This is a genomic window from Wolbachia endosymbiont of Tuta absoluta, from assembly GCF_059414725.1.
In genome coordinates this window covers 1-11,647 of record NZ_JBNRJY010000756.1, presented here as the reverse complement: position 1 = coordinate 11,647, position 11,647 = coordinate 1, and the positions used below count along the sequence as shown (strand labels likewise).

General features: G+C 33.0%; 16 protein-coding genes and 1 pseudogene. 15 read left to right on the top strand and 2 right to left on the bottom strand.

The window, feature by feature from the left end; translation table 11 throughout:
• Nucleotides 1-98: 98 nt before the first annotated feature.
• The 14 genes and pseudogenes from ACJ5GX_RS07945 to ACJ5GX_RS07880 form a co-directional block, all read left to right on the top strand.
• Nucleotides 99-212: pseudogene (locus ACJ5GX_RS07945) on the top strand (30S ribosomal protein S5); the annotation flags it as partial.
• A 3-nt stretch (nt 213-215) separates the two neighbouring features.
• Nucleotides 216-686, top strand: coding sequence for a 50S ribosomal protein L15 (gene rplO / locus ACJ5GX_RS07940; protein WP_052265058.1), 471 nt, complete (start codon nt 216-218; stop codon nt 684-686).
• Between the two features lie 3 nt (nt 687-689).
• On the top strand, nt 690-2,018 hold the full coding sequence (gene secY, locus ACJ5GX_RS07935; RefSeq protein WP_052265057.1) for a preprotein translocase subunit SecY: 1,329 nt from the start codon (nt 690-692) through the stop codon (nt 2,016-2,018).
• Entirely contained in the window at nt 2,015-2,656 is a 642-nt protein-coding gene (locus tag ACJ5GX_RS07930; protein WP_495292883.1) for an adenylate kinase family protein, read from the top strand. The genes secY and ACJ5GX_RS07930 overlap by 4 nt, the downstream gene beginning before the upstream one ends.
• Nucleotides 2,657-2,715: 59 nt before the next feature.
• A complete protein-coding gene (gene rpsM / locus ACJ5GX_RS07925; RefSeq protein ID WP_007302553.1) occupies nt 2,716-3,084 on the top strand; it encodes a 30S ribosomal protein S13 in 369 nt (122 codons plus the stop codon).
• Between the two features lie 24 nt (nt 3,085-3,108).
• Nucleotides 3,109-3,495, top strand: a complete 387-nt coding sequence (gene rpsK, locus ACJ5GX_RS07920) for a 30S ribosomal protein S11 (protein WP_006012273.1) — start codon at nt 3,109-3,111, stop codon at nt 3,493-3,495.
• A 20-nt stretch (nt 3,496-3,515) separates the two neighbouring features.
• Nucleotides 3,516-4,583 carry a DNA-directed RNA polymerase subunit alpha gene (locus tag ACJ5GX_RS07915; protein ID WP_007302554.1) on the top strand — a complete coding sequence of 356 codons (1,068 nt, stop codon included), beginning with the start codon at nt 3,516-3,518 and terminating at the stop codon, nt 4,581-4,583.
• Between the two features lie 7 nt (nt 4,584-4,590).
• Nucleotides 4,591-5,019 (top strand): 50S ribosomal protein L17, encoded by a 429-nt coding sequence (gene rplQ, locus ACJ5GX_RS07910; protein ID WP_010404731.1) that lies wholly within the window; start codon nt 4,591-4,593, stop codon nt 5,017-5,019.
• An 11-nt stretch (nt 5,020-5,030) separates the two neighbouring features.
• Complete coding sequence (locus ACJ5GX_RS07905) at nt 5,031-5,384, top strand: YraN family protein (RefSeq protein WP_010404733.1); 354 nt, start codon at nt 5,031-5,033, stop codon at nt 5,382-5,384.
• A gap of 38 nt (nt 5,385-5,422) precedes the next feature.
• Nucleotides 5,423-5,971 (top strand): ATP synthase F1 subunit delta, encoded by a 549-nt coding sequence (atpH, locus tag ACJ5GX_RS07900; protein ID WP_007302557.1) that lies wholly within the window; start codon nt 5,423-5,425, stop codon nt 5,969-5,971.
• Complete coding sequence (gene atpA / locus ACJ5GX_RS07895; RefSeq protein WP_495292882.1) at nt 5,968-7,509, top strand: F0F1 ATP synthase subunit alpha; 1,542 nt, start codon at nt 5,968-5,970, stop codon at nt 7,507-7,509. Before atpH ends, atpA begins: the two co-directional genes overlap by 4 nt.
• A 9-nt stretch (nt 7,510-7,518) precedes the next feature.
• The gene (gene greA / locus ACJ5GX_RS07890) at nt 7,519-8,013 is read left to right on the top strand and encodes a transcription elongation factor GreA (protein WP_007302559.1); all 495 of its coding nucleotides are present in this window, start codon (nt 7,519-7,521) and stop codon (nt 8,011-8,013) included.
• A 3-nt stretch (nt 8,014-8,016) separates the two neighbouring features.
• Nucleotides 8,017-8,661, top strand: a complete 645-nt coding sequence (ribB, locus tag ACJ5GX_RS07885; protein WP_007302560.1) for a 3,4-dihydroxy-2-butanone-4-phosphate synthase — start codon at nt 8,017-8,019, stop codon at nt 8,659-8,661.
• A gap of 71 nt (nt 8,662-8,732) precedes the next feature.
• The gene (locus ACJ5GX_RS07880; protein ID WP_007302561.1) at nt 8,733-10,022 is read left to right on the top strand and encodes a M48 family metalloprotease; all 1,290 of its coding nucleotides are present in this window, start codon (nt 8,733-8,735) and stop codon (nt 10,020-10,022) included.
• Between the two features lies 1 nt (nt 10,023).
• Here ACJ5GX_RS07880 and ACJ5GX_RS07875 read toward each other — a convergent pair whose 3' ends face one another.
• Both ACJ5GX_RS07875 and fabG read right to left on the bottom strand, forming a co-directional pair.
• Nucleotides 10,024-10,359 carry a TrbC/VirB2 family protein gene (locus ACJ5GX_RS07875; RefSeq protein WP_007302562.1) on the bottom strand — a complete coding sequence of 112 codons (336 nt, stop codon included), beginning with the start codon at nt 10,357-10,359 and terminating at the stop codon, nt 10,024-10,026.
• A gap of 95 nt (nt 10,360-10,454) precedes the next feature.
• A complete protein-coding gene (gene fabG / locus ACJ5GX_RS07870) occupies nt 10,455-11,189 on the bottom strand; it encodes a 3-oxoacyl-[acyl-carrier-protein] reductase (protein WP_007302563.1) in 735 nt (244 codons plus the stop codon).
• Nucleotides 11,190-11,482: 293 nt separating this feature from the next.
• On the opposite strand from fabG, the gene ACJ5GX_RS07865 reads away from it, so the two are divergent.
• The coding region (locus tag ACJ5GX_RS07865; protein ID WP_495292884.1) for an ankyrin repeat domain-containing protein at nt 11,483-11,647 on the top strand (165 nt) is incomplete at its 3' end.

The following is an 11,647-nucleotide window of genomic DNA, read 5'->3' as shown; positions in this document are numbered from 1 at the left end:
AGATCTGTTAAAAGTAAAATCAAACTTCTTAATAAGGGTAAATTAAGCGAAAAATTTGTGTTTCATGTTGATTTTGCATCAGAAGCTGCAAAAAGATCGATCCCCATAATATTATATGTGCAGTATTTAAGGCTTTTGATGTTATGTTATCTCCTCGCCAAGTGGCAGGTAAGAGGGGTAAAAAGATTAGTGAGATAGTTGGAAATAGGTAAACTATGAATGATGCTGTAAAATTAAATTCTATATTTACCAAATTATCTAAGAAAAAGAAGCCTAAATTATTAGGTAGAGGTATTGGTTGTGGTAAAGGTAAAACATCTGGTAGGGGGCATAAAGGGCAAAAAGCGAGAAGTGGCGTTTCTATAAATGGTTTTGAAGGTGGACAGCAGTCTATATATACTCGTTTACCTAAAAGAGGTTTTAAGCCTATACGCAAAAACTTATACTCTATATTTAATGTTGGGGATGTACAGCGCTTAATGGAAGCTAAAAAAATAGTCAAGGATTCTATCATAGATAAGGAGCTACTGCATAAGTTAGGTTTTATCAGATCTGTTAAAAGTAAAATCAAACTTCTTAATAAGGGTAAATTAAGCGAAAAATTTGTGTTTCATGTTGATTTTGCATCAGAAGCTGCAAAAAGATCTGTAGCTTCAGTTGGTGGTAGTGTAGAAATACTATCGTAAATCATGAACAGTAAATTTGCATTTAATAGTTTGGATTCTACGCTGTTATATAAAAGTGATTTACTAAAGCGTATATTTTTTACTCTAATGGCTTTAGTTTGTTATCGTTTAGGCACTTATGTTCCTATTCCTGGAATTAATCTTGATATAATCAATGATATATTTCCAAAAGAGAGTTCTGGTGTTTTTGGAGTATTTAATTTATTTTCTGGTGGCGCTTTAGCTAGAATGACGATCTTGGCGTTAAACGTTATGCCATACATAGTTGCATCCATAGTTATGCAATTATTATCTTCTGCCGTTAAAGGAATCAATGAAATTAAAAATGACGGAGAGTTGGGACGTCGAAAGATGAACTCTTATATACGCTATATGACTATAGTGTTTTGTATCTTTCAATCAATTACGATCTTAATAGGGTTAGAAAGAATGAATAGGGAAGGGGTATTAGTTGTAGTTGAACCTGGTATTATGTTTCGTACTATAGGTGTCTTTAGCCTTTTAGGTGGAACTATATTTTTAATATGGCTTGGTGAGCGGATCAGTGTGAGCGGTATAGGCAATGGTATCTCATTAATCATTTTTACTGGCATAACATCTGAATTACATAATGCTTTATCATCTCTGCTAACATTAAATAAAAATGGTAGTATGTCGTTTTTCATTACCCTTTTTGTTATAGCATTGTTTTTTTTACTGCTCCTTTTAGTCATTTTTACAGAATCTTCTTATAGAAAGGTAATTGTTCAATATCCCAAAAAACAGTTTAAAAAATTACATAATGATGATTTTACTTACATTCCATTGAAGATCAATTTATCTGGTGTAATACCAACTATTTTTGCTAACGCAATTTTATTAACGCCTATTTCAATTGCAAATTTCTATAAGGGTCATGCCATTGCTGATTTTATTTTAAACTACTTTATGGAAAATAAAGTGATGTACATTATAACTTACTTAATACTCATAGTACTTTTTAATTTTTTCTATACCAATTTTATATTTAATCCAGAGGAAAATGCTGATTTTCTTAGGAAAAATGGTGGTTTTATTCCTGGTAGAGGGCCTGGAAAACATACTTCTGATTATCTTCAAGATATAGTTTTTAAATTAACATTTATTGGGTCTGCGTATTTGGTGGTAATATGTACTATACCTGAAATTATGAGGTATCATTATGATATACCATTTATTTTTGGTGGGACGAGCTTGCTGATTATAGTTAACGTTATTACTGATACTATTATGCAAGTACAATCTTATGTTTTTTCAAATAGGTACGATAGTTGGATAAAGAAATATGAGTCTAAAACAAGGAAGCTAAAGTGATTATTACAATTTTTGGTCCTCCTGGCTCTGGTAAGGGTACTCAGTCCAGTTTGTTAATAGCAAAGTATAATTTTAAATTAGTTTCAGTAGGAGATTTATTAAGGAATATTATATCTAGTGGGAGTAAATTAGGTAAAGGAATAAAGGATACTGTTGAATCTGGTAATTTAATTCAAGATGAAGTTATATGTAAATTATTGTGTGACCAGCTTGCATTAATAGATGGTGATTTTTTGTTAGATGGTTTTCCAAGAAATTTAAATCAAGCTCATTTTTTAACTCAAGTTTTGCAAAATAGATGCAATAGGGATGTTGATCTTGTAATTGAGTTGCAGCTTGACGATAATATTGCAATTGATAGATTAAAAGATCGTCTTACTTGTTTGGATTGTAAAAGTATATATAGTATATCTTCTTTTAAGAATACTACTTGTGCTAAATGTAAAAGTACGAGATTGGAGAAGAGAATTGATGATGCTAATATGCTTGCAATTAATAAGAGGATAAGAGAATATCATTCTCAGATAGAGGGTTTGCGCGAGTATTATAAGGACAAGTTGTTAACAATTAACGCTAATTTGAGTGTTGATAGAGTAATGCAAGAGATTGAAAGTAAAATTTCTTGTAATTTGATTTGACTATAAGTTGTTTTATGGTATAAATTAAGAGTTATTATTAATAAAGTATCGAGGTATCAGTGGCACGTATTGCAGGCATAAATGTTCCAGTGAAGAAGTGTGTTCCTTTTGCATTAACTTATATACATGGTATAGGTATTACTACTGCGAATATAATTTGTCGTAGCTGTAAAATTGATGAGCGTAAGCGTGTTTTAGAATTACAAGATGAAGATATAGAGAAAATTAGTAGTTTTATTAGGCAAAAATATGTCATAGAGGGTGAGCTCAGAAAAAAAGTAGCTATGGATATAAAATCTTTAATGGAAATCGGTTGCTATAGAGGATTAAGGCATAGAAAAGGTTTGCCTGTGAGGGGACAAAGAACCCATACTAATGCTAAAACTCGTAAAGGCAGATCTAAATTGCCTATTGCTGGAAAAAAATAAAATTTGTTATTATCGTGAGTTTTTATGAAAAAAGTTAAAACGGTTGGTAAGAATACAAAAAGGTTTATTACTGGTATTGTCCATATTCGTGCAACTTTTAATAATACTTTTGTAAATGTGACTGATGTTTGTGGTAATACGCTTTACCAGACTTCTGTTGGTGCATGTGGTTTTTCTGGTTCGAGAAAATCCACACCTTATGCTGCAGGTAAGGTTGCCGATTCTGCTGCGAAGAAAGTAATAGAGAGATTTGGTATGAAGGTTGTTTCTGTAATAATTCGTGGTCCTGGTTTTGGTGCAGAAGCTGCAGTTAAAGCACTTCGGAATTGTGGATTGACTGTCACTTCAATTGCAGATAAAACGGCGATACCTCATAATGGGTGTAGACTAAGGAAAAAAAGAAGAGTATAGGATATTTGGAAGGTTTTTGTATGTATTATAGTGATAATGTCTCTTTCTGTGGAAATTTAGATAGATTAACTAAGCCTAATGCGATTAAGGTAATATCAGGTGATTCAAGTAAAAAAAGTGATATAGTTCTAGAACCTTTGGAAAGTGGTTTTGCTTTAACGTTGGGTCATGCATTAAGGCGTGTAATGTTGTCTTCTCTTCGCGGTAGTGCTGTTTATGGAATAAAAATTGAAGGCGTGAATCATGAATTTACTTCGATCCAAGGAGTTAGGGAAGACATAACTGATATAGCATTAAATATGGGCATGTTGAGATGTAAGTTAAATAACACGTCTAATAAGTGCTTAAATTTGAGCGCTAAAGGGCCTTGTCAAGTATTAGCTGGAATGATAGAAACTGATGACCAATGCTCTATTGTTAATAAAGATTTGGTGATATGTACACTAGGTCAAGATGTGGAGCTTAACATTACTATATATATTGCTAGTGGAAAAGGTTATCTTTCTGTAAATAAATATAAAGAAAATGAATTTTTAAAGTCTATGAATGAACAAGATTTAATTGGTTTTATTCCAGTTAATGCTTTATATAGTCCTGTTGAGAGGGTTTCGTATAGAGTAGAGAATAGTCGTGTTGGTCAAGTTACTGATAAAGATAAGCTGATATTGTCAATTGAAACTGATGGTACAATCTCTCCAAGTCAAGCTGTTGACTATGCTGCAAGAATATTACAGGAGCAATTTCAGCCTTTTATTAGTTCTGATATGAGTTATAAAAAATCGCAAGTTTCTTTGTCTAGTGGTGCTAAAGATTTGGGCTATGATCCTGTTCTATTGCGTAAAGTAGATGAAATGGAATTATCTGTTAGATCTCATAACTGTCTGAAAAATGAAAATATCACTTATATAGGTGATCTTGTGCAAAAGACGGAAGTTGAAATGTTAAGAACTGCTAATTTTGGCCGAAAGTCTTTGAATGAAATCAAGGCAATTTTAAATAATTCAGGTTTGTCTTTGGGTATGAATATACCAAATTGGCCGCCTAAGGATATAGATGAACTGGCTAAACAACATACTGATGAGGATTAGGTAGTATATGAAACATGGAATAAAGAAAAATAAACTGTCTCGTTGTACCGAGCATAGGTTATCAATGTTAAAGAATCTATCTATCTCGTTAATTAATCATGAGCAGATTGTAACTACTTTACCAAAGGCTAAAGCACTTCGTCCATATGTGGAAAAGTTTATTACAATTGCTAAGAATAACGATTCTTTACATGGTAGAAGGCTTTTGCTTTCACGTCTTCATAATAGTAAGTTAGTAGTTGATAAATTATTAAGCGTTCTAGCTAATCGTTATCAAGACCGTAAAGGTGGATATTCTAGAATAATAAAATTTGGTACTCGAAAGGGTGATTGCGCTCCAATGGCAGTGATAGAGCTAGTTGATAGAGATATTTCAGCAAAAGGTGAGATTTATAGTAAAAATAAAAAAGGAAGCAAAGTAGTTACACAAAGCTAATTATTCTTTTTATGGTAAGTAGGTTACGCTATTTTGTAGGTTACTTTGGAGAATTGTTAGTTTCGATATATTTAAAGCTGAAATTCTATAATGTTATAAAACGTCGCTTCCGTTGTAAGTTGGGTGAAATTGACTTAATTGTATCTAAAAAAAGGGAGCTGATTTTTATAGAAGTTAAAACAAGTTTATTTGGAAAAGAAGTACCGATATCTCATTTTCAGTGTCAGTCTATTATAAATTCTTCTAAATATTTCTTAAGTAAAAATCTTGATTTTTTAGATTATTCAGTCAGATATGATTTATGTTTTCTTTCCTTAAGGAGAAGACCTATTTATATAAAAAATGCTTGGATTGAACAATGGTAGCTAAAATAATTTAGATTTACTAGAACAGGTAATTGAATATGAAAAACAATAATTTAGTTTCATCTTATGCTAGAGCACTGTTTCATGTCTCAGGAAGCAGATTAGGTATTATAAGAAAAGAAGTAGAATTTTTGTTAGCTTTTTTTAAAGATCAAGATGTTTTTGTGTATCTATCTCATCCTATGGTTTCTCTTTTGCACAAAAAAGAAGCGATACTTTCTATAAAGGAGAACTTGAGTGAAAACTTAGTCAAATTTATTATGGTTACACTTGCAAACAAGCGCTCCCGTTTATTAATCCTTATATTAGAAAAATTCTTAAATCTTGTAAGGGAAAGTGAAAATGAATTGGAAATTACTATAAAATCAGCAGAGATTTTAAAGAAACCTGATATAAAAATAATTACTGAATCTTTGAACTTTCTTGGTAAAATAATAAAAGTCAGTCATGTGGTTGATCCTTCTATACTAGGTGGCTTTGTAGTTAGGTATGGTTTTAACGTGATTGATGCTTCGCTTAAGAGTTATTTGGATAGATTGGTTGATTTGAGTAAAATGGAAATGTTGAAAATAAGGAATTGTATATGAAGAATAGCATAAATGCCTCTGAAGTAGTAAACATAATAAAAGAGAAGGTTGAGACATTTGATAATCCTATAAAACGAGAAAATATAGGTGAAGTAATTTCAGTAACGGATGGTATCACATTGGTCTATGGGCTGGAAAAAGCAAAGTTTGGTGAAAAGGTATCTTTTGCAAGCGGTGTAGAAGGAATAGTTCTTGATTTAGATCATGATACAGCTGGAATAGTTGTGCTTGGCAATGACCGTGATGTAAAAGAAGGGGACGTTGTAAAATGTAGTGGTGATGTTGTACAGGTGCCTGTAGGTCATGAATTATTAGGGAGAGTTGTAAATGCATTAGGCGATCCTATAGACGATGGCGGAGAAATTAGAGCCAAGAACAAAATGTATATAGAATCTAAAGCGCCAGGTATTATTGACCGTAAATCTGTGCATGAACCTCTGCAGACAGGAATTAAAATTATAGATTTGTTGATTCCTATAGGTAGAGGGCAACGTGAATTAATTATTGGCGATAGACAAATTGGTAAAACCACTATTGCGATTGATACTATTATCAATCAGAAGAAGATTAATGATGAGGTAAACGAAAATCAAAAAATTTACTGTGTTTATGTTGCTATTGGACAAAAAATTTCGACAGTAGCAAAAGTGGTGAATAAGCTAAAAGAAAGTGGAGCATTAGAGTATACAACCGTAGTTGTGGCTAGCGCATCTGACTGCGCGCCTATGCAATTTTTAGCACCTTATACCGGTTGCACTATTGGAGAATTTTTCCGTGATAATGGAATGCATTGCTTGGTGGTATATGATGATTTATCTAAGCATGCTGTGGCATATAGGCAGATGTCCTTATTGCTTAGACGTCCTCCTGGTCGTGAAGCTTATCCTGGAGATATATTCTATGTACACTCTCGCTTGCTTGAAAGAGCTGCCAAAATGTCTGATGAAAAAGGACAGGGATATTTGACTGCTTTGCCGATTATTGAGACTCAGGCTGGCGATGTATCTGCATATGTTCCAACTAATGTGATTTCAATTACCGATGGACAAATTTTTCTTGAGTCTGAATTGTTTCACAAAGGATTTCGCCCTGCAGTGAATATAGGTTTATCGGTTTCTCGGGTTGGCTCTGCTGCACAATTGAAATCTGTGAAAAAAGTTGCTGGTTCTATAAAGCTGAGTTTGGCCCAATATAGAGAACTGGAAGACTTTGCTAAATTTGGTTCTGATCTTGATGCTACTGTTCAATTGTCCTTAAACAAAGGTAAATACCTTATTGAATTATTAAAGCAAAAACAGTATTCACCTATGCAAATAGAAGAGCAAGTATTGCTTATGTATATCTTTTCTAATCTGTATGGTCAATTAAATAAGGTACAGGTGAGCAACATCAATAGGTTCGAGTGTGATCTTATCAATTATTTTCAAACTGTTCACCCTGGAGTTTTAAAAAAGTTGTCGGGTGACATGAATGATGATATAAAAGATGATATTCTTGGTATTGTGAGTGATTTTGTCACTCAATTTAATTGCGTTTAGGCGGTGATTATGACTTCATCCATTGTTAACAAGTTTCCTATTACAAGGGAAGGTTTTGAGAGTATGCAAGTCGAACTTGAGAAATTAAAGGAAGAAAAACCTTCTATCATACAGGCTATTTCTGATGCTCGTGATCAAGGCGATTTATCAGAAAATGCAGAATATCATGCAGCACGGGAGAGATTAAGTTTTATTGAAGGCCGTATAATTGAGGTAGAAAGTAAACTTTCACATGCAGAAGTGATAGAAGTAAAAAATTTGTCTGGTGATACAGTAATGTTTGGTGCAACTGTTACGGTAAGCATGCTCGGTGATGATAACAGTGAAATTGAATATGTTTATAAGATTGTAGGTGGATATGAAGCTGATGCTTCAAAGCAGTTGATCTCTACGGATTCACCACTCGGTAGTGCTTTAATTGGCAAAAAAGTTGGTGAGTATGTGGAAGTGATAGTGCCAAATGGAGAGAAATTGTATAAAATAGTTAAGATTGAGTTTAAGTAAATCATGGTACAAGTAACTTATCCTTCAATTAGTCTACCTGGTATTTCTTCTGTGGAAGATGTATTGAGGGATGCTAGTTCTGGTAAATTATTCATTTTAGTTGACGATGAAAACAGAGAGAATGAAGGTGATCTGATTGTATTAGCTGAGAAATTAGAGCCAGAACATGTGGCTTTTATGGTTAGATACGGTACAGGGATTGTTTGTTTAGCAATGACTAAAGTTCACATGAAAAGGTTAGGCCTTAGTTTCATGGAAAAAAAAAATGTTGGTGAAAATCATACTGCTTTTACTACATCAATTGATGCACGTTATGGTATTACTACGGGTGTTTCAGCTGAGGATAGAACAAAAACTATACATGTTGCTATTGATAAAAATAGAACTCAGGATGACATTATAACTCCCGGTCATATTTTTCCTGTGATTGCACATGAGGGTGGAGTAGAGCAACGTGCTGGTCATACTGAAGCAAGTGTTGAGATAGCTAAGTTAGTGGGATGTAATCATTCTGCAGTTATTTGTGAATTAGTGAATGATGATGGCTCTATGATGCGCTTACCCCAGTTGCTTGAATTTGCTGAACAACATAATATTAAGTTAACTACCATTGATAAACTTATCAGTTACGTTCAAAATTTAAACTAGCGTTTATAGATTCGTATAGTTTAAGTGTTAAAATACAAAATTCCTCAAAGTTATACAAACAAGGAATTTCCATGTCTAAGCTTTTTGTTTTACTATTTTTTTTCGTATACTGTAATAGCGCTTACTCTGTTAGTATTATTAGAGATAGTGAAGTGGAAGCGGTAGTTAAGGATCTAGCGCAACCTTTATTTTCTGCTGCGGGTATTGATAATGATAAAATAAAAGTTTTTATAGTTGATGATAGATCGATTAATGCTTTTGTAATTAACAATAATAGCATTTTCATTCATTTAGGGCTTTTACAATATTCGACTGAACCTTATGTCTTACTTGGTATATTAGCACATGAAATTGCTCATATATCTGCTGGTCATGTATTACAAATGAGTAGTGCTGTAGGTTATTTTCAATCAATAGCAATGATTAGTTATATGGTAGGATTAGTTTCTAGTATTGTCATTAACCCTCAGGTTGCGAGTGCAATCTTGCTTAGTGGTGTAACGCTTAGTTCAAGGTTGTTTTTTAACTATTCTCAAGAGCAAGAGAGTGTAGCAGATAGCTATGCTTTAAGATACCTAGATGAATCTGGCTATGATAATTTGGGTATGAAAGAGATTTTTGACTATTTTAAGAGTATTGAGCATGAAAACACTGAAGAGTATTTCCGCACTCACCCACTTAGTGATAAGCGTATATTTGCTGTACAGAATTATAAGGTTAAAAACAATATAAAACCAATCCTTGCAGATAAATTGCTGAAGTTTGAGCGTATGGTTGCAAAGCTAGACTCTTTTTTTGCTCCTATTCATGTGTTATCTAATAAATATGAAGGTAGTTCTAAGTATGTAAATGCTGTAATTCACTATAGGCAAGGAAAGATAGAAGAGGCTATTACTAAAGTTAATTCATTGATTCAAGAGTCACGCAATGATCCTTATTTATATGAATTAAAAGCGGAGATGTTATACAAAGCTGGAAATTTAAGTGAAGCAATAAAAATGTATGAAGAATCACTTAGATATTTATCTGAGAAGAATAACTATTTAGTGAAACTTGCGTTATCTCATACTTTATTATTACACGGTGAAATAGAGAAGGCAATTTTTTACCTAGAGCAGGTTGCAAACGTAGAAACAAATAACGCCTTTGTCTGGAAGTATTTAAGTATTGCATATAAACGTAGCGCTGATATGGCAATGTATTATTTTGCTTTGACGAAAAAGGCTTGTATTGAAGGTAATTTAGAGAAATTTATGAAGTACGCTGAGTTAGCTATTAAAACTTTACCGAAAGACAGTCATTATTTGTTACAGATTGAAGACATGAAGGAACAATACACACAAAAACATCCTGATTTTTAAGTTATTTTTCCCCACACTTGCTCAACATACTATCTTGTTTAATGCTATCGGGTATAATTTTCATTATAATCGCTTTGGCACCAAAAAATACACCACAAAACATACCTAGGGCAAAGAGAGCTGGCCATGGCATTCTACCAAATATTGCAAGCAAAGCTGCACCTATTATGACTACAGTCATAAGTGGCCCACCTATTCCCCAAATATAACCAATAATATTGCATATTACTTGGGCAGTTGTATCATCTATATCAGTAGCAGCATTTGCGTAATCTGAAAAAGAGAGAAACAGCACTATACACAAAGCATTAAAAAATTTTTTTATTATATAGCTCATTCTTTTGCCTCCAAGTAATAAACTAACGCGAAAATAAATTTATATATATACTTATTGTAAAGTAAAACTTATAATTTGTCCATAAATAAGTGTTGCTACATAAATAGCCCACCATTGATGTTAAGCACATGTCCCGTTATATATTTTGCCTCATCGCTTGCTAAAAACAATACTCCTGCTGCTATTTCTTTTCCTGTTCCCATTCTTTTCATTGGGATGTTATCTAATATTTTTTCCTTTTGTCCTTCATTTAAAACTTCAGTCATTTTAGTATCTATAAATCCAGGAGCAATGCAATTTACTGTTACACCGCGACTTGCAACTTCTTTTGCTATAGATTTGCTCATAGCTATTATTCCAGCTTTTGATGCTGCATAATTTACTTGCCCGGCATTTCCTGTCAATCCTACTATTGAAGAAATATTTATGATTCTTCCCCAATTATTTTTAATTAATTTCTTGCATGCTTCTCTATTTAGCTTAAATGTGGAGGTCAAATTAATATCAATCACCTTTTGCCATGCTTCATCTGTCATTCTCAACAATAAGCTGTCTTGTGTAATTCCTGCATTGCATATGAGTCCATCAAAGCCTTTCATCAACTCACTTGCTTTATTTATTAGTTGATTTACCTCTTCAGGATTTGATAAGTTGCAAGGAAGTACGTGAATGTTTTTTTCATATTTTTTAGCAACTTCTTCGAGTATTTCTTTTTTTGTACTAGAAATACATAAAGTTGCTCTGGCCTTATGCATAATTTCTACAATTGCCTGGCCTATTCCGCCTGATGCACCAGTAATCAGAAATTTCTTATTCTCTAATCCAAACATAATAATTTTTATTTGTTCCAGCTCTTAACAGAATATTAAAAGACTTGCAATAGATTTTTTGCATAACTTTCATTTAATAGAAGCTTCTTGATAAATCTTGTGTTTATTGGCGAAATTATGGCGGTTGCATGCCTTTTTTTATTTTTTTCTATTCAGCCTAAACACGCTTCGTTTAAGCGTTAGCACATTATCAATTACAGTAATAAAATCAGCACCATGTGGATTCTTTTGCCTTTTTTTGATTGGTAAATTTCTTAATACTTATAGCTAAAGTAATTTAAGAGAGCCAGCGCGTGACTAGTTCTTATTACTTGATCGATCATTCGGGTAATACTGTTTTGCATTTAGCTGCTAAGAATGGTCACGTAGATGTAGTAAAGGTTTTACTCGAAAAAGGAGCAAATGTTGATGAGAAAGGTTGGCGTGATGCGACTCCTTTGCATTTCGCTGCTAGGAAT

What these genes read in the sequence shown, in the direction of transcription:
- ACJ5GX_RS07915 (WP_007302554.1), top strand. Translation starts at nt 3,516, where the DNA reads ATGTATTATAGTGATAATGTCTCTTTCTGTGGAAATTTAGATAGATTA.
- ACJ5GX_RS07905 (WP_010404733.1), top strand. Translation starts at nt 5,031, where the DNA reads ATGGTAAGTAGGTTACGCTATTTTGTAGGTTACTTTGGAGAATTGTTA.
- rpsK (WP_006012273.1), top strand. Translation starts at nt 3,109, where the DNA reads ATGAAAAAAGTTAAAACGGTTGGTAAGAATACAAAAAGGTTTATTACT.
- rplO (WP_052265058.1), top strand. Translation starts at nt 216, where the DNA reads ATGAATGATGCTGTAAAATTAAATTCTATATTTACCAAATTATCTAAG.
- greA (WP_007302559.1), top strand. Translation starts at nt 7,519, where the DNA reads ATGACTTCATCCATTGTTAACAAGTTTCCTATTACAAGGGAAGGTTTT.
- ribB (WP_007302560.1), top strand. Translation starts at nt 8,017, where the DNA reads ATGGTACAAGTAACTTATCCTTCAATTAGTCTACCTGGTATTTCTTCT.
- ACJ5GX_RS07880 (WP_007302561.1), top strand. Translation starts at nt 8,733, where the DNA reads ATGTCTAAGCTTTTTGTTTTACTATTTTTTTTCGTATACTGTAATAGC.
- atpH (WP_007302557.1), top strand. Translation starts at nt 5,423, where the DNA reads ATGAAAAACAATAATTTAGTTTCATCTTATGCTAGAGCACTGTTTCAT.
- secY (WP_052265057.1), top strand. Translation starts at nt 690, where the DNA reads ATGAACAGTAAATTTGCATTTAATAGTTTGGATTCTACGCTGTTATAT.
- rplQ (WP_010404731.1), top strand. Translation starts at nt 4,591, where the DNA reads ATGAAACATGGAATAAAGAAAAATAAACTGTCTCGTTGTACCGAGCAT.
- ACJ5GX_RS07875 (WP_007302562.1), bottom strand. Translation starts at nt 10,359, where the DNA reads ATGAGCTATATAATAAAAAAATTTTTTAATGCTTTGTGTATAGTGCTG.
- fabG (WP_007302563.1), bottom strand. Translation starts at nt 11,189, where the DNA reads ATGTTTGGATTAGAGAATAAGAAATTTCTGATTACTGGTGCATCAGGC.
- atpA (WP_495292882.1), top strand. Translation starts at nt 5,968, where the DNA reads ATGAAGAATAGCATAAATGCCTCTGAAGTAGTAAACATAATAAAAGAG.